The 20,673-nt window shown below is 76.6% G+C and carries 8 protein-coding genes; all 8 read left to right on the plus strand.

From position 1 onward, the window contains the following. Nucleotide 1: 1 nt before the first annotated feature. Genes BLW47_RS25190 through BLW47_RS17190 form a run of 8 tightly spaced genes read left to right on the plus strand, consistent with a single transcriptional unit; the run spans nucleotide 2 to nucleotide 20,669 of the window. On the plus strand, nucleotides 2-412 hold the full coding sequence (locus BLW47_RS25190; RefSeq protein ID WP_175543673.1) for a GPW/gp25 family protein: 411 nt from the start codon (nucleotides 2-4) through the stop codon (nucleotides 410-412). After that, complete coding sequence (locus tag BLW47_RS17160; protein ID WP_091558315.1) at nucleotides 409-4,917, plus strand: baseplate J/gp47 family protein; 4,509 nt, start codon at nucleotides 409-411, stop codon at nucleotides 4,915-4,917. The genes BLW47_RS25190 and BLW47_RS17160 overlap by 4 nt, the downstream gene beginning before the upstream one ends. Beyond that, entirely contained in the window at nucleotides 4,914-7,358 is a 2,445-nt protein-coding gene (locus tag BLW47_RS17165; protein WP_139307330.1) for a baseplate J/gp47 family protein, read from the plus strand. Before BLW47_RS17160 ends, BLW47_RS17165 begins: the two co-directional genes overlap by 4 nt. Further along, nucleotides 7,355-11,050 carry a phage tail protein gene (locus tag BLW47_RS17170; RefSeq protein ID WP_139307331.1) on the plus strand — a complete coding sequence of 1,232 codons (3,696 nt, stop codon included), beginning with the start codon at nucleotides 7,355-7,357 and terminating at the stop codon, nucleotides 11,048-11,050. Before BLW47_RS17165 ends, BLW47_RS17170 begins: the two co-directional genes overlap by 4 nt. 28 nt (nucleotides 11,051-11,078) lie before the next feature. Beyond that, complete coding sequence (locus tag BLW47_RS17175; RefSeq protein ID WP_091558327.1) at nucleotides 11,079-18,887, plus strand: hypothetical protein; 7,809 nt, start codon at nucleotides 11,079-11,081, stop codon at nucleotides 18,885-18,887. A 29-nt stretch (nucleotides 18,888-18,916) separates the two neighbouring features. Further along, nucleotides 18,917-19,240: a hypothetical protein gene (locus tag BLW47_RS17180; protein ID WP_091558330.1), complete on the plus strand. Its 324-nt coding sequence runs from the start codon at nucleotides 18,917-18,919 to the stop codon at nucleotides 19,238-19,240. After that, on the plus strand, nucleotides 19,237-19,449 hold the full coding sequence (locus BLW47_RS17185; RefSeq protein WP_091558334.1) for a hypothetical protein: 213 nt from the start codon (nucleotides 19,237-19,239) through the stop codon (nucleotides 19,447-19,449). Before BLW47_RS17180 ends, BLW47_RS17185 begins: the two co-directional genes overlap by 4 nt. Then, a complete protein-coding gene (locus tag BLW47_RS17190; RefSeq protein ID WP_091558337.1) occupies nucleotides 19,449-20,669 on the plus strand; it encodes a phage baseplate assembly protein V in 1,221 nt (406 codons plus the stop codon). The genes BLW47_RS17185 and BLW47_RS17190 overlap by 1 nt, the downstream gene beginning before the upstream one ends. Nucleotides 20,670-20,673 lie beyond the last annotated feature (4 nt).

Below are 20,673 nucleotides of genomic sequence, written 5' to 3' on the forward strand. Positions count from 1 at the left end.
CATGGGCGACGGCATCCGATCCCCGCTGACGACCTCGATGGCCAGGTCGATGGCGTTCCCCTTCCGCGCCGGCGACCGGGGCGCGGTCGAACTCTCCCCGCGGGCGCGCGCGATCCACGAGTCGATCGAGCAGTTGCTGCTGACCGTTCCCGGCGAGCGGGTCAACCGGCCCGACTTCGGCTGCGGCGTGCAGCGCCTGGTGTTCGGCGGCGCCAGCCCGGAGGTCGCCGCGGCCGCGGAGTACGTCGTGTCCGCCGCGGTGCAGCGCTACCTGGGCGCGCTGCTCACCGTCGACGCGGTACGCGTGAGCGTCGAGGAGACGCTGCTGCTCGTCGACGTCCTCTACACGCTGCGGGACACGGGCGAGGAGTTCGTCGCGACGGTCGCGCAACCGCTGGAGGTGGCGCCGTGACCGCCACGATCCCGCCCATGCCGCGGGCCGGTGAGCCGCCCGCCGTGGTGAACCGCACGTTCGGTGCGGTGGGCCTGGGCGCCGCGCTGGCGGCCGCCCAGGAGGAGCTCGCGGTCGCCGCCGCGGACGGCCGGACGGGCGATCAGGTCTGGCAGCTGCCGCCCGGCGCGCACACCCTCGAGGGCGCCCTTGAGCTGGGCGCGGACGGCGTCGCGCTCACGGTACGCGGCGACCGCACCGTGCTCGCCGTCGTGCCCGCTGCCGCGGCGAGCGCGGTCGAGGTCGCGGCGCTGCTCGTGCGGGGCCGGGCCGTGGTGCTCGAGGGCGTCACCGTGGAGTGCCCGCCCGTCGCCGCCGACCTCGTCGGCGTCCGGCTCGAAGGCACCGACCGCGCCGCTGCGCGCAACGTCGCGGTACGCGGAATCCACGCCCGAACGGCGACCGGCCTGCGCGTGACCGCGCCGCGGGTCGAGGTGTCCGGCTGCGCGGCGGTCGAGGTGGTGGCGTCCGAGGGTCTGGCGACCGGCGTTCAGGTCAGCGCGGACGACGTCGCCGCCAGCGGGGTGCGGGTCGAGGGTGCGCGCGGCCCGCAGGCGCGGGGGGTGGCCGCCGACGCCGACCGGGGCCTGCTCGCGGACGTCACGGTCACCGGGCTCACCGCCACCGCACCCGGCGGGGTCGACGACGCCGTCCAGGTCGCCGCTGGGGTGCGCGTCGAACGCGTCGTCGCCCACCGCGACGCGCCCGTCGCCGACGGCGTCGACCTCGTGGCCTGGTTGCAGGCCGCGCAGGCCCGGCTCGCCGCCGCGCCCGCCGGCACGTCCGAGACCTGGAACCTGCCGCCGGGTGCGTTCGCGCTCGACGCCGGCCTGCACCTCGGCGCCGCCGGGCGTCACCTGGTGGTGGCGGGAACGACGGCGCCCGGCGCCCAGACACACCTCGTCGTCGGCGACGCCACCGCGGTGGCCGGCGATCTCGTCGCCCTCGCGGTCACCGGCGACCGCGTCGAGGTGCGCGACCTGCTGCTGCGCGCCCGCGCCACCGGCGCGCTCGTCGGCGTCCGCGCGACCGGAACGTCGTCGGCAACCCTGCGGGGCGTCGAGGTGGCCGAGGCGCGCGGCGACAGCGCCGCCGCGGTGGAGGTCGCTGCGCCCTGGGTGTCCCTCACGAGCGTGCGGGTGCGGGCGGTCCGCGCGGACGCAGCGGCAGCCACGACCCTCGCGGTGGGCGTCGCCGCGACGGCAAAGCAGGTGCGCCTCTCCCGCGTCGCGGTTACCCAGGTGAACGGTCCGACCGCGACCGGCATCGACCTCACCGCCTCGGTGCGCGCCGACGTCGCGTCGCTGCACGTCGAGGGCGTCACCGGAGCTACCGCCGAGGCCGCGCGGATGCGTGTCGTCGGCCCGTCCGGGACGCACCGCGAGCTGTCGCTGCTGGACGTCGCCCTGCGTACCATCCGTGGCACGGACGCCGCCCACGCCCTCGTGGCCTTCTGCAGCGGCGACGTGGCGGTGCGCGGCCTCACCGTGGCGGCGCTGGAGGCCGCGGACGCGATCGGCGTCCTGGCCGTCGCCGGCGGCGAGCTCGACTGGCTCGGCGGCACCGTCGAGGACGTGCGCGGCACGGCCCGTGGCGCGACGGGCGCCCGTCTGCTCTGCCTGCCCTCGCGCGCGGCCATCACGGTCCGCGACGTCCACGTCGAGGCAGTCCGCGCGCCCGGCGTCGGGCCGTCGGCCGACCCGTCACCCACCTGGCGCGCCTGGCTGGAGCAGCTGCGGCCGTGGATCGCGGACGGCGCCGGCACCGGGCCGCCGGCACCGATCCCGACCGCCGACCCCGCGCACGTCGACGAGGTCACCGGCCTGCACGTCTGCGCGCCGGTCGAGGACTTCGAGCCGTTCCTGACCGACGTGACCGCCAGCGCGGACGGCGGGGACGCCGGCGCGGTCACCGTCGCGGCGTCCGCGCTGCGGCGGGTGAGCGGCACGGCGCTGCAGATCGAGGCCGAGCTGCGAGACGTCGAGATCCGGGGCGTCGAGGCGTGGACGGCGGTGCGCGGCGGGTCCGTGCGGGGCGAGCGGGTGCTGCTGGCCCAGGCGACATGGCACCGCATGCACACCGGGCTGGAGTTCGGGCCGTGCCTGTTGTCCACCGTGGACGCCCTGCTCACCGGTGTCGTCGGCGGACCCGCGGTGGTGACGGGCCCGGAGACCGACCTCGCCGACGTCCTCGTGACCTTCGCGGCCGCGGCACCGCCGCCGTTCCGCCCGGCCCCCGATCCCCTGCCGTACACGGTGCCCGGGCCCGCGGGCATCCCGCCCTCGGTGCTCGCCGGTAGCCTCGCGCCCGCCGCCGTCGTGGACCTGCGACTGGCCGACCCGCGGGCGCACGACGTGGCCGTCCGCGTCCCGGGCGACGCCGAGCGCACGCCCACCGTCCTCGGTGCTCACCCGCCGGGGCAGCCCGGGCGGTGCGCGCTGCGCGACCCCGAACCGCCGCCGCCTCCGTCGGTCGATCCGCCGCCGGTGCCCGGCCCGCCTGTCGACTACCGCGCCCGCGACGCGCGGAGCCTGCTCGCGCTCATGACCGACCGCGCCCGCCGCACCATGCCGGGCTGGGCGCCGACCGGCCCCGCCGACCACACGACGATGTGGCTGGAGCTGCTCGCCGCACGCCTGGACGCGCTGGCGTACCGGCAGGAGGTCGCCGTCGCCGAGGGCTACCTGGGCACCGCGCAGGCGCGCCGTTCGGTGGAGGACCACGCCCGGCTCGTCGACCACCACGCCGATCCCGGCCTGTCCGCGACCGCCATGATCCGGGTCGAGCTCGACGACGACGGTGCCGGTGCGCTCGGCCTGACCGGGCACATCGCCGCCACCGGCGGCGTGGTGATCCCCGCCGGGACGCTCGTGGTCAATCCCGACGCCAACGACCGCTTCGTCGTCTTCGCCACGGAGTCCGATCTCGCCGTCGAGCGGGCGCTCGACACGTTCCGGCTCGCCGAGCCGGTCGAGCCGGGAGCGACCTCGGCGGTGCTCGCCGGGGACCACACGACGCTCGCACGCGACCGCTGGCTGGTGATCCTGGCGACCGACCCGGAGAACCCCGCGCTGACCGACCCGGACATGCCGCCGCACGTCGTGCGGGTCACCCGGACCGAGGTGGGCACCGACACCACGCGGGTGTCCTGGGACCCGCGCCGGCCCTCGCCCGCGCGCTACCGGCCGGACACGGCCACCGTCCTCGGCAACGTCGTCCCCGCGCACCACGGACTGCCGCTGACGCCGCTGTCGGCGCAGGGAGCGGCCGCCGTCCTCGAGGGCACCGAGGGCGACGACCTGCTGCGCCCGTGGCGCGAGCGCCTGACCGTCCGCGATCCGGGCGGCCCGTCGCGGGAGGTCGAGCTGCCCTGGGCACCGGTCAGCGTGCACGCGCCCGGCTGGCCGTGGCCGGGACACCCGGCGCGCTGCGGCGTACCGCAGATCGCCGTGAGCGTCGACGGCGAGCCCTGGAACCTGGCCGACGACCTCGCCACGCTGGGCCCCGCCGACGAGAGCTACGTGCTGCGCCCCGGCCGGGCGGGCGGCGTTGCGGCGGTGTTCGGCGACGGCGTGAACGGCGCGGCCCTGCCGGCGCGCGAGGTCTCCGTCGAGTTCGCGGTGCGCATCGGGCTCGGCACCGTGGCAAACGTCGCGGCCGGCACGCTCACCCGCCTGCTCGCGCTCGGCGAGGGCGGCGACGCCGACCTCCTGCGCGGGGAGGGCGACGCCCAGCGCGTGGACCTGCTGCACAAACACCTGCGCGTGTCCAACCCCGTCGCCGCGACCGGCGGCCGCGACCCGGAGCCGCTGGAGCACGTCCGGTACGCGGCGCCCCTCGGCGTGCGTGATCTGCGGTCGGCCGTCGTCCCCGAGGACTACGAGCGGCTGCTGGAGGAGCTACCCGATGTCGCCGCCGCGCGGGCCCGGGTGCGGACCACCGGGCAGCGGCCCGCGGTCTCGGTCACGCTGCTGCTGCGCGACGAGGACGCGCTGGCCGCCGGCGGCGATGCGGGGGAGGCCGAGCGGCTGCGCCGGTGGGCGCTGGCCCGCGAGCGGCTGGAGTCCGTGCGCCTGCTGGGATTCGACGTCGAGCTCGTGCCGCCGCGCTTCGTGCCGCTCGACCTGGACCTCGTCGTCGACATCGCGCCCTGGGCCACGGGGGAGACGGTGCGCAATGCCGTCACTGCGGCGCTCGGCGGGCCCGGCGGCGCGCTGGACCCCGACACCTCCGGGCTCGGCGGCGACGTGCACGTCGACGCGCTGCACCGGCGCGTGCTCGGCGTCCCGGGCGTCGTCGCGGTTCGGGTTCGGCGCCTGCGCCGCCTCGAGCCGGGGGCGCCGGAGCGGGTGGGGGCGGGTGTGCTGCCCGTCGCCGGCGACGAGGTCGCGATCCTGCGTCACCCGTACGGCCCCGCGTACCCGCACGGGGTGCTCACCGTCGAGATCTGCGGGGGGACGTCGTGAGGCCCGCCCAGCCCGCCCATCGGGCCCGCGACCACCGCGCGCTGCTGGACGCCATGGCGCGGGACGGCCGCCGTCGCGGCCGGATCCTGCCCCGGCCGTGGGATCCGGTGCGCTCGGCGACGCTGCCGGACTCGCCCGACCTGGCCGACCACGGTCGCGGCCTGCTCGACGCCCTCGCCCTCGGTCTGCACGTCCTGTGGGTGTACCAGGAGGCCTGGGCGGACGAGGGCTTCCTCGCCACGGCCCGGATCCCCGCGTCCGTGCGCCGGCTGCTCGAACTCGTCGGGTACGCCGGCGATCCCGGCTTCGCCGCCGGGGGCCTGCAGCATTTCCGCTGCCGGGAGGGTGCGACCACGACGCTTCCGCCGGGCTTCCGGGTGCGCGCGGACGCCGGCGGCGGGCACCCCGCCGCGGTGTTCGAGACCATCCGCGCGATCCGGCTCTGGCCGCAGCTCAACGAGCTGCGGCCGTTCCTGCCGCTCGGGCCACCGTCGCCGGCCACGACGGGCGCCGTCGCGTACGCCGTCGAGCTGCTCCAGCCCGAGGTGTCCGTCCCACCGCCCGAGGTGGCGGGCGCGGTCGCGCTGACCGACGAGCTCGGCGACCGGTTCGCCGCGGCCCGCGCGGGCAACCTCGCGCAGCGCAACGCCGTCCGCGCCCGGCAGAAGGCGCTGGCCCTCGCCGACGTCGTCTCGCAGCTGAAGGCGGCGGGCGGCCCGGAGGCGTGCCCGGACCTCTTCGAGCAACTCTGCGAGGACCTCTGCCACGCGCAGAGCCTGGCCAACCAGGCCGGCTACGACCCGCTGCCCGGCCCGCTGTCGGAGTCGCAGGAGCTGCTGCTGTCCCTCATGCGCGGCATGAGCATGCGGCAGCCGGCGGCGGTGCAGGCGCTGCAGGACGCGCTCGCCCGGGCGCCGGGTGAAGCGGACGTCGCGTGGTCGCGCCGCCTGGACCGCATCGCCGCGTTCCTCGACGCGCTGGTCACCGCGCTGTTGCAGGAGGCCCGCGACCAGGTGGTGCGGCTGCATGGGCCGCGTGCGCTGGAGGCCGCCGACCGAGCGGCGAGCGTGGCGTCGCCGGTCGCATCGTTCACGCTGCCGGGCCGCCGCGGCGGGCGCGGCGTCGCGGCGCCCGGCACGGACGCGCTCTACTTCGACGCCGCCGCCGAGCTGCTGCGCCCGGGTGACTGGCTCGTGGTCGCCGAGGACGTGCCGGTGCCCGACGGCACCGACGCGACGGCGCGGGAGTACCGGGAGGCGGTCCAGGTCGTGCGCCTGCGCCGCGAGGTGCCGGCGGGCGACACCGAGACGGCCGTCCGCGTCACTTTCACGCCGCCGCTCGTGCGCCGGTACCGGCTGGACCGGACCGTGCTCCTCGGCAACGTCGCGGAGATCACCCACGGCACGACCACGAGCGACCATCCGGTCTGGGCGGGCGACGAGGTGCACCTCGACCTGGCCGCCGGGCCCCTCACCTGGTTGCGCTCGTCGAGCCCGGATGCGACCGACGGCCGCCTGCCGCAGGTGTCGCTGGAGGTCGCCGGGCGCGCGTGGGAGCGGGCCGGGGATCTGCGCGGCCGGGCAGGGACCGCCACGTTCGCCGTCGAGGTCGCGCCCGACGCGACCAGCCGGCTGCGGCTGGCCGAGGGCGGCGCCGCGCCCGCGCTCGCCGACGGCACCCCGGTCACCGTCACGTACCGAACCGGCACGGGCGTCGCGGGCAACCGGCCGGCGCTCGCCGTCGCGGCGCTCGCCAGCGCGGACCCCGCCGTCGCCGAGACGTTCAACCCGCTGCCGGTCACCGGCGGCGTCGATCCTGAGGACGCCGACACCTCGCGCACCCGGGCCCGCGCCGGCACGCACGCGCTGCAGCGCGCGGTCTCCGCGGACGACCTGCGCGCCCTCGCGCTCGCGTTCGGCGGCGTGCGCCAGGCCGCGGTGCTGCGGGACGCCGTGCGGCGCCGGGACCACCTGACCGTCGTCGTCTCCGCCGAGGGCGGCGCGGCGCTCACGGATGCCGACGCCGCGCGCCTGCGCGCGTTCCTGCTGGCGCGCACGCCGCCGGGGACCGCCGTAACGGTGCTGGCCCGCGGCGTCGTGCCGGTGCGGATGCGCGTCGTCGTGCGGGTCGAACCGGGTCGCGACCCGCTCGCCGTCGTGCGCGAGGTGCGCCTGAGGCTCGGCGCCGACGCTGAGGATGGCGTCGCGCCCGGCCTGCTGCAGCCGGACGTCGCGCAGCTGGGCCGGCCGGTCCACGCCTCCGACGCGTACCGCGCCCTCGACGGTGTGCCGTACCTGGCCTCGGTGCTGGTCGACCTGCTGTACCGCGACGGCACCCCGCCGGCTCGTCACGACGTCGTCGCCGTCGGCCCGGCCGAACTCGCGCTCTGGGCGGCGGACCAGCCGCTCGACGTGGTGTGGGAGGAGGCACGCGACCTGTGAGGAATCTCAGCCCCGCCGCCCGCGCGCTGGCCGCCCTGCTGCCCGGTGTGTACCTCTCGCGCGACGCGACCGTCGACGGCCGGCCGCTGCACGTGCTGCTCGAGGTGCTCGCCGCGCCGCTGGCCGAACTCGACGCCGCCATCGACCGCCTGCGCGACGACCACTTCGTCGAGCGCGCCGCCCCCGAGGCCCTGCCGCTGCTCGCCGACCTCGTGGGTGCCCGGCTGCTCGGCGACGACGCCCGGACCAACCGTGGCGTCGTCGCGCGGACGGTGCACTGGCGCCGCCGCAAGGGCACCCGGGCGACGCTGGAGGAGGTGCTGCGGGTCACCGGCGGCTGGGACGCCGAGGTCGACGAGGCCTTCCGGTCCCTGCAGCAGACGCAGGATCTCGCGTTCCCGGCGCCGTGGCGGGGACGGGTGCTCGACCTCACCGACCCGATCGCCGTGGCGGATCCGCTGTCGCGCCGCACCTCGGGCGCCGACCCCGAGCACCTGGCCCGGCGCCCCGGCGAGGACGTCGACGAGGCGCTCGCCCGGCTCGGCCGCGTCGACGCCGGCCGGCCCGCGACCTCGCCGCGCACGGTGGACTTCCTCGGCTGGGCCCGCCCGGAGCACGCCGTCGTGGCCACCAGCCGGGTCGACGTGGCCGAGCTGGAGCAGGTCGAGGCCGGCGCGCGCCGCGAGGTCATGCGCCGCGGCGAGGCGGGCGTCGCGTTCGCCGGCGTCGTGCTCGACCCGGGCGGCCGCGACGGGCCGCTCGCGGGGCGCCTGCCCCTCGCGCCGCCGGACGCGTTCGCCACGCTCACCGACCTGCACGAGCCCGCGCCGCCGCCGGCACCGGACGCGGGTCGCGCGCGGATGCTGACGCCCACGGCGCTGGCACAGGACCCCGACGCGGTGGAGCGCGCCGACAGCCTGACGGTCCTCGTCGACGGGGTGCGCGTCGTCGGCGCCGACCCGGAGCCCGCCGCGGGCGACGACCTCGCCGTGCAGCCGGTCGGCCCGTCGCCCGTCCTGCGTCTGTCGGACACGGAACGGCCCGGGCCGGGGGAGGACTGGATCCTGCACCTCGTCGCGGTGGCGGACCCGGCGACCCTCCCGGCGGACGTGTTCGCCGCGGAGCCCTCGGGCGACGTCCTTGCCGCCAACCCGGCGCTGCTGCGGGCGGTCGTGCGCCGGGGCGCGCGGGACGCCGTCCAGGAGCAGCCCGCGGCCCAGGTGCCGCGCGGGGGTGCGACGGTGTCGCTGCGCCTGCAGCGGACCGGGACCGCGACCGGCCACCGTCGACGTGCCGCGGGCTGGCAACGCTTCACGATCGGCGAGCGCCGCGCGGCACCAGCCAGCGACGTGGCGCTGATCGACGTCGCTGGGACGCGGATCGTCGTACGGCTGGAGCACCGCGCGGCCGGCGGGCTGTCGCTGGCGAGCTGGCGGCCCGACGCACCCGCGTCACGGTGGACCGCGCGCGTGCTGAGCCTCGCTGGCATGCCCGCCGCCGAGCGTCCCGCCGCCGCGAACGGGGGAACCGAGGGCCCCCAGGTGTCCCTGGTCGGGCTCGATGACGGCTCGGTCGTGGCGGTCGGCGCCCTCGCGTCCGGGGACGGGCTCGCGGCGTGGCGCATCCCCGACCCGTCGAGCCCGACACCGGTGCTCGAGCGCCTCGACACCCCGCCCGGGCGCCGCCCCGCCGCGCGCCTGGCCCCGTCGGTGTGCCTGCACGGCGGGCGGGTGCTCGTCTTCGGTGGAACGGGCGGGGCCCGCGTGCTGGAGGACCTGTGGTCCATCGCGACGTCCGGGCCGGACGCGGGTCGGTGGACACCACACATCGCGCGCAACCGCCCGCGCCGCACGGGCGGGCGCCTGCTGTCGACGCCCGGTGGCCTCGTGCTCCTCGGCGGGGCTTCGGTACCCGGCTCCCTCGACGTCACCGTCCGGCGCGTCGACCTGACCCGCGCGCGCCCGTCCTGGGAGCCGTTGGCCGACCTGCCCGTCCCGGCGGGCCGTCCCGGCGTGCTGTGGGCGCGCGTCGCCGGCGACGGGATCGAGGCCGTCGCGTGGGCCGACCGCACCGCCCCCGCCGTCCTGCGCCACGACGCGACGCGTGACCGGTGGACCAGCGGTGATCCGGAACCCGACGCACCCAACCCGGCCGCCGAGGGGGAAGCCCTGTTCGTCGACGACGAGCTGACGGTCGTGGGGCCGCCGCCGCTGCCGCCCAGCGAGGTGACGTTCCGGCTGGCCGGCCGCGGCCGCATCGCGTTCCTGCCCGCGCTGGACCTGCCCGCGGCGGACGCCGTCGCCGTCCACGCCGTGCGTGACGACGGCTCGACCGTCCGCCGCTACCTGCCCGGCGAGGTCGCGGAGCCGTCGCTGCGGCTGGGCGCCGGGCGGGCCGCACCGACCGACCGGCGCGCCGCTCCGGCCCAGCGCCTCGGCGTGCCCGGCCGCCTCGCGTGGGCGCCGCTGCGGCTGCGCCAGGTGAGTCTCGGGCGCTGGGACACGCCGCTGGCCCGGGACGGCGGGCACGAACTCGACGCCCATGTCGGCCTCGACCCTCGGCTCGGCCGCCTCCTCGTGCCCGCCGCGCTCGCCGACGGCGTCGTCACCGCGTCCTACCGCGTCGCCCGCGGCGCGCCCATCGGCGCCGGGTTCGCGCCGCCCGGCCGGCAGAGCCCGACGTCATGGGTATCGCCGGAGCGCGCGGGGGTGCCCGGCGCCGACGGCATCCCGATCGAGCCCGAGCTGGCCGCCGGGCTCGCCCGGGCGCGCGGCGGCGACGCGCGGCTGGGCGTCCTGGGCTCGCCGCGTCTGCCCGCACAGACCCTCGCGGCGCAGCAACGGCAGCGGGTGGCGGTGTGGCCAGCCGACACCGGCGGCGTGCCGTACGTGCTCGCGGACGACGGCGTCTCGCTGGCCCTGCACGAAGCCGCCGCGGAAAGCGTCGACGACGACCCGGACGCCGGCCCGTCCTGGGCCTTCACCGGTCTGGAAACCGCGGGATCGGTCGAGCTCGCCGTCGCCGGAGGTGACCTCGACCTCGGCTGGTGCACTATCGGGACGCCCGGCGAGGTCGCCCTGCGCGTGGCCGGCGCGGGCCACGCCTCGCCGCTGCTGCGGCTCACGCTGCCGCCCGTCACCGTGCGGGTGCGGCTGACCGGGTGCCGGCTCGGGCGCGTCGAGCTGCCGCCGTGGGTGTTGCTGGAGGCGAGCGGTTGCACGTTCGACGCCGGGTCGCGCGACGGTGTGGCGATCGCGGCGGCGGGAGCCGACGTGCGGCTGACCCGGTGCACGGTGCACGGGCAGGTCCACACCGGACGGATCGCCGCGTCGTCGTGCCTGCTGCTCGGCGCCGTGACCTGTGACCGGCCGGAGGCGGGCTGGCTGCGGTACAGCGTGCACACTGGCAGGGGCCGGCCCCCGGTCGCCTACCACAGCGAGCGCCACCGCGCGTCGCTGTGCTCGCTGGACCCGCTGCACCCGCTGCACCTGGCGCTCGCCCCGAACAACCCCGCCGCCGTCCTCACCACCGGCGAGGGTGGGTGCACGCCCGGCGCGCACTCCGGCCTCGCCGCGCGGCTGCGCGAGGTGACCGAACGCACCGACGACTTCCTGCCGCTGTCGCTGGTACCGCACCACGTCGACGCCGCCGAGGCCGACCTTCTCCGGATGGGCCTGGAGAGCACCCCATGACCAACCCGCAGGAGACCAGGAGGTCGCCGTGAAGGCCTACACATCCCGCGAGCGCTTCGACGAGCGGCGCCGGTTCACGGGCGTGCGCGAGCGCATGGGGCAGGTGCGGCTGGACTCCGAGACCAACGAGCAGGTGGTGCTGGCCCGCACGGACGCCCGCCGGCGCAGCGGCGACGTCGCCGAGGGCTCGCCCGACGACGGGTTTGCCATCGGCGACACCCACCTGGTCGACCCGATCACGACCCTCGCCGGGTGGAGCGCCGAAGCGCTGCCGCTCGACGACGAGCGCATCATCCCGCGTCGGCTCACCCTCGCCCGCCGCGAACCGGAGACGCTGCCGCACGTGCTGCGCACCCGCGGACACGTCGCCGTGCTGCGCACGCTGCCGGAGCCGATCGACCTGGCGCGCCTGCCGGTGCCGCTGCACCCGGCCGGCGCCACGTACCCGGCCGCTGCCCTCGTGGTGAACCTGCGGTTCGAACGCCCCCCGGCAGATGACGAGATTGTCGACGTGCGCGTCGTCGTCCTGGACGCGGACGGCACCGAGCACGCCGTCGCCAGCCTCGGCGAGCCCGCGTCCGGCTGGATCACCGTGCGGATCGCCCGCTCCGACCTGGGTCCCCTCGTGCGCAACATCGACGGCCGCCAGGCGCTCGTGCTGACCGGCTGGGGCCTGCGCGGCCTGCCGCCGCGCGCGGAGACCGACATCGACGCGCTGCTCGCGCAGGACGCCGCCCTCGGCGACGGCGACGTCATCGTCCGCGGCGGCGACGGCACGCTCACCGGCGCCGGGCGCCTCTACGTCGGCGGCCTGCGGACCTTCATCGAGCACGACTGGCGGTACAGCCTGCAGCCGGACCTGCCCGATCCCGAGCCGCTGCAGCGGCCCCCCGCCGGGCCGGGCGGCACACCCGCCGGGCACCACGTCGTCTACCTCGACGTCTGGGAGCGGTCGTGGCACCGGTTCCAGGACCGCTTCCTCGCCGAGGACGCGCTGCCCGGGGAGGAGACGGCGTTTCGCACCCGCAAGGTGACGCAGGTGCGGGTCCTGCCCGTCGAGCCGGACGGCTCGGAGGCGCTGCCCACCCCGACCGGCGACGGCCGCCTCACGACCAACGTGCCGTCCGGGGAGCTGCCCGACCGCTTCCCGCCCGAGGCGGCCGACCCGTGCCGCGACCGCTGCCTGTTCACGGAGAACGCCGCGACCGGTGAGGGATACACCGGCTCGCGCAACGTCCACGTGCGGGTGGAGGTGCTCGCCACGCACCTGGCGCGGCCCGTCGTCGGTTGGTCACGCGAGAACGCCTCCCTCGTCGCCCCCCTCGTGCGGGACGCGGTCGCCGGCGCCGCCGCCGTCTTCGTCGACCCGGCGGACGCCAAACTCCTCGTCGCCGGCGACGTCGTCGTCGTGGAGGACGAGCGCAGCCGCCTCGACGGCGACCGCGCCGCACACCGCGCGGTGCTGCGGCGGCTCGCGGCGGTCGATGCCGCGACCGGCGAACTGGAGCTCGAGGCCGCCGGGCACCCGCTCAGCACCGACCCCGAGCCGCTCGTCGCCGGCGGCGGCCTGGATCGGGCCTTCGCGCTCGCCGACGCGGCCGCTGTCCGACGTTGGGACGGCGCGGACTGGCTGCTCGATGGCGTCCGCTACAACCTCGCCGACGGAATCACCTTCGCGCTCGCCGGATCGGACTTCCGCCTCGGCGAGTACTGGAGCTTCACCGCGCGCGTCACGAGCCCCGACGGCGCAGCGCGCGGCGTGGTGGAGACCCTCGTCCACGCGCCGGTCCATGGGCCGCGGCACGAGCGGGCGCCGCTGTCGCGGATCACCTGGACGCCGACCGGGCGGGCCTTCGAGGACCTGCGGACCCGGTTCCTGCCGCTGCACGAGGTCCGGGACCGGCTCGTCGAGCTGGGCCGGCACAAGCTGTCGCCGGGGCCGTTCACGGTCGTCGTCGGTGATGGCAACCGCACCTTCGGCGACATCGACCAGAACCTGCCCGAGGGGGTGACCGGCGACGAGGCGCTGCAGGCCGCGCTGGACCGGCTCGGCGTCGACGGCGGCACGGTCTACCTGCGCGCCGGAACGTACCGCCTGGAGCACCCGGTGCTCGTGCGCGGCCGCAGCCGGGTGCGCATCCTCGGAGACGGCGACGCCACCCGCGTGGAGATCACCGGCGCCGGCGGCGCGTTCTTCCTCGACTGGTGCGGCCTCGACGGAGAGGTCTCGCTCGAGCGGCTGAACCTGGTGGAGTCGCCCGCGCCGCTCGTGCCCGTCGGCCTCGACACGCTCGCGCCGCAGCTGCCCGGCGCGCCCGACGGCGACACCACGGCGCGTCCGCTGCAGCCGTCGGATCTCCTGCCCGGCGCCGGCATCGCCGTCGACCTGCTCGCCGGCTACGCGACGCGGCTCAAGCAGATCCGTCCGTTCGAGGGTCGCGGCGCCGAGGCCGTCGTCGCCACGGTCGCCCAGCTGCGGCGGCTCCAGCGGCAGCGACCCGGCCGCCCGCTGGACGAGGTCGCGCCCGACGAGCTCGCCGTCCTGCGCTCCCTGCCGCACGGCGTCGTCACGGTCGCCGACTGCCGGCACGTGCGCCTGGATGGACTGACCGTGACCTCGCGCGAGGCCGGGATGCCCGGTGTCGTCAACGCGGCGGTGCTGGTCGCGGGCGCGTGCGAGGGCGTGAGCGTGACCCGCTGCCGGCTGCAGGCGCCCTCGGGCGTCGTCGCCGCCCCGTACGGCACGTCCTTGCGCCCCGAGTCCCTCGTGCTGTGGCCCCGCTCGGGCCTGTTCCTGCACGGCCTACGGATCAGCGACAACGACATCCGCGCCTCCGGCTCGGCGTCCGACGGCGTCCGTGTCGCCGACGGCGTCATCGACGGGCTCGTCGTCCAGGCCAACCGGATCGACGGCTTCGCGCGCGGCATCTCGGTGCAGGACCGCGCCGAGACGCGGGCCGGGGAGGCTCTCGACTCCTCCGTCGTCGCGGGCAACGTCGTCACCGGCTGCCGGGAGGTCGGCATCGGGGTCGCCGGTGACGGCGTGGACGTCGCCGCCAACGAGGTCCGCGTCGCCGCGCCGGACGGTCCGCAGGACGAACTCACCGTGGGAATCCAGGTGACCGGCAGCGCCGGCCGGATCAGGGACTGCTGGGTGGAACTGCCCGGCACCGCCCCCGCGGCCGCCTTCGCCCTGCAGGCGGGCATCGTCGTCGGCAGCGGCATCGTCGCGTCGCACACCGCGCCGGGCGAGGCGCACGCCGTCCCGCGCCCGGTGCACGACGTCGAGGTCAACGGCAACCGCGTCGAGGGGCAGGGCTCGCTCGCCACCGGCATTCTGATCGGCGGCGCCCAGCCGGTCTTCGACGTCCGGGTACGCGGCAACACCGTGCGCAACCTCGGCGACGCCGGCGTGCGCGCGTGGGGGTACGGCGGCTCGGTCGGCGGCCTGCGAATCGAGGACAACGACGTCGAGGCCACCGCCCTCGGCTACCTGTCGTGGGGGGCCGACGCGGTGGCTGACCTGTCGGGGCGCAGCGGCCTGACGCTGCCCGCCACGGCCTCGCCGGCGGACGCCCTCAGCGCGCTGCTCGCGACGTCGGGCGACGTGGACGCCCCCATCGACGACGTGCTGCGGTGGCTCGAACGCGCCACCCTGCGCGGCGGCATCGTGCTCAGCCTCGTCGAGGAGAGCGAGGTGCGCGGCAACCGCGTCGCGGACGTGGGGACGCACACCCTGCCGCCCGGGTTCGCCGGCCCCGGCGCGGGAATCCGCACCGCGGGTGTCGTTGCCTGCGGCGGCCGTGACCTCGTCGTGGAGAGCAACCGGGTACGGCGCGTCCTCGCTCCGGTCCAGGTGATCGTCGACGTGCCGCCGGGGCCGGCGCCCGGACGCCCGCCGATCTTCGACGTGCTGCGGTCGATGGGCCTGGCGACGACCGGGGCGCAGGGCATCGACACCTACGGCGCGGCCGTCGCGCTACGGCGGTCGGTCATGGACTACGCCGCCGGGGACCGGTCGGTCCGGCAGCGCGTCGGCGGCCGCATCTACACCGCGATGGAGTCGCTCGCGCAGGCACTCGAGGCGACCGGGACGGAGGGCCGCCGGCTGGCGCTGGAGCTTTCCGGCGGCATCGGTGAAATGCAGGAGGCACAGAGCACCGCCGACCACACGCGTGCCGCCAACCACGTACGGGCCACGCTGTCCAAGGTCGCCGCGCTCGGTGCGGCCGACGAGGAGACGGCGCGCGCCTGGGACATCGCGGGGCGCTTCGACAGCGCCCTGCTCGGCAGCCCCGACGCGGTGCTGTCCGCCGCGACCGACGTGCTCGAGGGCGCCGCCGAGCTGACCCAGGGCCTGGAGACCCTCGACCTCGACGTGGCCGGCAAGGCGCAGGCCGTGATCGCCGGAGGCGGCAGCGAGCAGACGCGGACGGCCGCCCGCCTCCAGCTCGCCGCCGCCCTGGGCACGACAGCCGAGGGGCGGGGGCAGCGGCTGTCGATCGAGCGCGCCGCGGCCGGCGGCGTGCTGTCGGGCAGTGACCGCAACGTCGCCGAGGGCATCGTGCGGCTCAGTATCGAGGCGCTCGACGTGCCCGATCCCGCGGAGCTCAACGACCAGACGATCGCGAGCCTGGAACGCGGCGCCACCGCGCTGGCCGACGTCCTGCAGGACGCCCACCCGCCGCTGGCCGACCGCGTCCGCCACGACTTCCGCCTGCTGCGGGAGGCGGGCGGGCGGCCGGACCGGCTGTCCGTTCGGCGCTTCCTCGGCACCCTCGACGCCGCGCGGGCGGTTGCGGCCGGCACGCCGGGCGGTGTCCAGTTGCGCGCGGAGGACGTCGCCGCGCAGCAGGACCGGTTCCAGGCAGAGCTCGTCACGCTCACGGCGGACGGGCTGGAGCGCCGCGTGCAGGGCCTCGCGCTGGACACCGAGTCAGCCGCCACCCGGAACCTGCGGCTGCTCGGCCAGAGCGCGGGACAGCTGGTGAACCTCGTCGGCACGGATCCCGAGCTCGCCGGTCCGGCGCGCCAGGCCCGGCAGGCGATCGCGCTGGCGGTCACCGACGTCGAGCGCCGCTCCGAGCACACGGCGCGCGCCCGTCAGCACCTGCGCGACCTGCAGGCGGTCCAGTCGCGCAAGGCCGGGATCTCGGTGACCAAGCCGGCGGACGTCGCGGCGACGGCGGCCACCGGCGGCGTCGACCCCAAGCCGCTCGCCGCGCTCACCGAGCTGCTGCTCCTGCTGCGGGACACGACCGACGACGCCGTCCGCGCGGAGGGGGCCCAGCTCTTCGACGAGGGACTGCGGCGGCAGATCGACGCCGTGGGTATCCGGGGGAGCGAACGGGAAGCGATGCTCGCGGCCCTCGGTCCGGCGCTGTCCACCATCACGTCCGGTCCGGGGCCGGACGCGGTCGCCGCGGCGCTGCACGTGCTGTCGGATGCGCTGGAGCGGGTGTCCCTGCGCGCCGCTCAGGCCGAGAACGCGGTGCCCGAGGCCCGCGCGGTGTACGCGCTGTCCGGGACGGTCACCCGGGCGCTGGATCCGAGCGCCGACGAGCAGGCCCGGCTGGTCGTGGTGTCGCGGTGGATCACCGGGAACGAGGCGGTGCTGTCGCCGTCGACCGTCAGCGAGGTGCTGCGCGAGACCCGGCTTCGCGGCACCCTGTCCGCCGTCCAGGCCGGCCTGCGGCGCTACCTCGACATCGGACCGACGATCCCGCCGCTGCCGCAGCGCGTACGGATCGAGGCGCATGCGGCGGACGGCCTGTTCGGCGCGGGCGTGGCGCGGGCGCTCACGGTGCGCGGCAACGCGTTGGAGGATGTGCGCACGGGCGTCACGGTCACCGCCCCGCCCGCACATCCGCTCGCCCCGCTCGGCGAGGCCGCCGCGACGCTCGCGGTCGAGGGCAACACGGTGACAGGCGGTGTCGTCGCCGCGTTCGAGCTGGCACCCGGCGGCACGGGCGCCCTGTCGGTCAGCGGCAACGAGGCGACCGCGTGCGCGGGCACCGCGCCGACCTCCGGCGCCGACCTCGGCCAGGCGGTCGTGCGGGTCACCGGGCAGGGTTCGCTGCTCGTGGCCGACAACCGCCTGCACGGCAACGGGAACCGCCGCTCCGGCGGCCCGGTGCACGAACTGTTGCTCGACTGGCGCGGGGACGCCACGGTGCGCGGCAACCTCGTCCGGCACGCCGGGGGCGACGCCGGCGGCGCGGGCCTGGCCGTGCTCGCCAGCGAGGTCACGCCGAGCGTGCTGCACGGCCTGGCGCGGCAGCCGGCGCTCGACGTCGAGCCGCTGCCGGTTACCAGGCCGTTCCCGCAGCCCGGTGGCGGTGTGTTCGAGCCCGGCGGCGGCGTGCTCGGCGGCGGGGTGTTCACCCCGGGCGCGGGCGTGCTGTCCCAGGCGGACGAACTCCTCGCGGCGGGGCTCGGCGCGAGCGCCGGTGCCTTCGCCGGTGGCGGCACGTTCGGGGTGGGAGCCTTCCGGCTGGCCACCCGCTCGACGCGGCCCGAGGTCACCGTCACGACGATGCCGGCGCCGCCCCCGCCGTCGGTGGACCTGCCCCAGAACCGGGCCGACGAGTGGGTGGCGACCGCACCGGCCGCCCGGTTCGAGCCGCTGGTGCAGTTCCTGCTGCGCCTCCCGCGGCCGTTCGTGCTGCCGGTACCACTGGCGCGGCGCGCCGTGCACGTGGCCGGCAACGACATCGTCGCGGCCGGTCCGGCGCTGCTCCTGCTGGCCGAGGGAGCGATCGTGTCCGCCACCGTCGTGGGCAACGAGCTGGAGTCGACCGCCCCCACCGGCGCCGCCTACCTGCGGGGCGTGGACACGACGGTCTTCGCGTCGAACCGCTGCGAGTGCCTCGGACTGACCAACGTGGTCGTCCTGCGTGCGGGCAGGTCCCTCGTCGGCGTGCAGGGCAACATTGCCGCCGGCGCCGAGCCCCCGGCACCAACCCCGCCGCCGTTCATCCCGGTCCGCCCCGAGCTGGAGAAATTCAGCGACCTGGTGCTCCAGGTGAAGGTCGGGCCCCAGGCGACAATGAACCTCAAGCTCGACGAGCAGGCCGTCCTCAACGCCCTGGACACCACCGCCGAGACGTCGTACCGCGAGGTCAGCGAGGACGCCGAGGCGACGTTCAACCTCTTCGCCAAGCAGCAGAAGCTGGTCACCCAGCCGGGCGTCGCCAACGTGCTCACGTTCGGCGCCAGGGACAGGATCTTCGGGTTGGGGCGGGGACCGGCGGGTCCGGTCCTGGAACCTCCGGCGGTTGCCGGCCCGAGCGTCCCGGCCGGACCGGTCGCGCGACCGGCCGAGGAGAGCGGCGACGCCGGGGACACCCGGCCCGCCGCGGCGGCCGTGCCGGCGGACGCCGACGTCGAGAAGGCGTTCGTCGTCTCCAACACGATCCTGGAGAACAGGGAGCTGAGCGGCTCGGCGAAGCTGTACGGGATGGCCGTCAGCGCCGGGCTGGCCGCGCACCAGGCCCGGGCGCTCGTGCAGACGCAGCTGGCGCGCGCCGGCGGCGACCAGAGCGCCGCGCTCGCCGGCGGGCTCGCTGCCATCACCGGCGTTGTCGATGTCGGGCCAACGGTCACCGAGCGCGTCGAGCGCGCGCACCCGGTGGAGAGCCTGCTCGCGACGCTGTTGCGCAACCGCGCGTTCACGCCGGTCGGGCCATCGATCGTCGCCTTCCCACCACCCCCGCCGGACCCGCGCCGGCGCTCGATGGTCGTCATCGGCGGCAGCCGTGTCGCCGCGACCGGCAACGTCACCACGGCTGGGGTCCACGTCCACGACGCCGCGCAGGCCATCGAGAACAACCTCTGAGCCCACCCCGACGACGCAGGGAGCCCGCCATGCCGCCACCCACCAGCCTCACCGCCGGTCACCTCGCGTACGCCGTCGTGCCCCCGGCCCCCGACGACGCCGCCGACCCGGCTCGCGACCCTGTGCCGGTCCTCGTCGCGGGCCTCGACCGGGTGGACTCGCTGCTGCGGATCGCCGACGGGGCGCGGGTCCGCCTGACGGTCCTGCCCGAGCCGCCGCAGCAGCTGAGCCTGACCGAGCTCGTGCAGGCGGCCCGCCGGCGGCTGCGCGGGCAGCGGGTCCGGCTGGACACCGACGAGCTCGCGGCCCGCCGCTACGTGCTCGATCGCGTCCGCGAAGGCCTGGTCACGTGAGCCTGCGCGCGCAGCTGGAGAGCTTCCCGGCCGAGGCCCAGCTGCTGGTTTTCACGACGCTCGGCCACGTCTACGTGGGGTCGGTCGTGGACATCGAGGAGGACGCGATCCGCCTGGCGCGGCCGGACGGGCTGGCGGACATCGTGCTCGCGCTCGGCGACGTCTCGGGCGTGCGGCCGACGGTCGAGGAGACGGAACGGAGGTTCTGATGAGCGACGGCGTGCTGGAGGACCTGGTCGCGCAGCTGCTGGAGCGGCTGGACCAGCGGTACTACGGCAAGTACCGCGGCTACGTGCACGCGGTCGACGACCCCGACAACCTCGGACGCATCCGGGCGATCGTGCCTCGCCTGCTCGGTGACTCGACCCCGACCGGGTGGGCGATGCCGACGGCGCCGTACGCCGGCCCGGACCAGGGCTTCTTCGCGGTCCCCGAACCCGGGACGGGGGTGTGGATGGAGTTCGAGGAGGGCGACCTGTCCAAGCCCATCTACAGCGGCGCGTGGTGGGGGTCGCCCGGCGGCGGCGACATCGGCGGGCCGGACAGCACCGCGCGGGCCGGGGCGCCGCCGGTGCGGAACGGCTCCGCCGAGCGCACGCCCGAGGTGCCGCAGCACGAGTACCCGCGCGAGAGCGCGACGCCGAAGGTGCGCATCCTCAAGTCGGCCACCGGGCACCACATCGTGCTCGACGACCGGCAGGGCAACGAGCGTATCGAGATCCATGACCGCACCGGAAACCGGCTCATCCTCAGCGAGGAGGGCCTGGACCGGATCATGAGCAACGAGCGCACCCTCAACAAGGGCGCGCTGTCCGAGCAGATCGACGGCGACGCGAGCCTCGAACTCGGCGGCAAGCGCACGGAGGGGATCGGCGGGTCGGACACCCGGGACGTCGACGGCGACTGCACGCTGACCGTTGGCGGTGACCTCACCGAACGGATCGCCAAGAGCGCCTTCGTACGCACGGTCGACGCGAACGGCACGACGATCTCGGTCGGCGGGCCGCTCACGGAGTCGGTGTCCGGCTCCCACACGCGGACCGTCTCGGGCGCCGTCAGCGACACGATCGTCGGCGGCTACGGGCTCACCAGCGGGCAAGGCGTCAGTGTCTCGGCGGCCGGACCGGTCAGGATCGCCGCCGGGCTGCCCGACCTCAGCCTCCAGGCGTTCGCCGTCGACGCCCTCGCCGGCAACCTCTCGCTCAACACGAAGATCGGGATCATGCAGCTCGGCGGCATGGGGGCGACCTCGCCGATGGTGCTCGGCGACGGGCTAGCCATCCACCACACGATGCTGGCGCAACTGCTCAAGCTCGTGTACCCCGTGCTGGCCCCGGCGTACGGGCCCGCGATGGACGCCTGGGCGGCCATGACGGCGACGATGGACCTGTCGTACTTCGGCTTCGTCAAGCGCTTCCCGGTCGGGTGACCGC

Origin of the sequence: Micromonospora pattaloongensis (genome assembly GCF_900107255.1) — a bacterium.
In the GTDB taxonomy this organism is placed as follows: domain Bacteria; phylum Actinomycetota; class Actinomycetes; order Mycobacteriales; family Micromonosporaceae; genus Micromonospora_I; species Micromonospora_I pattaloongensis.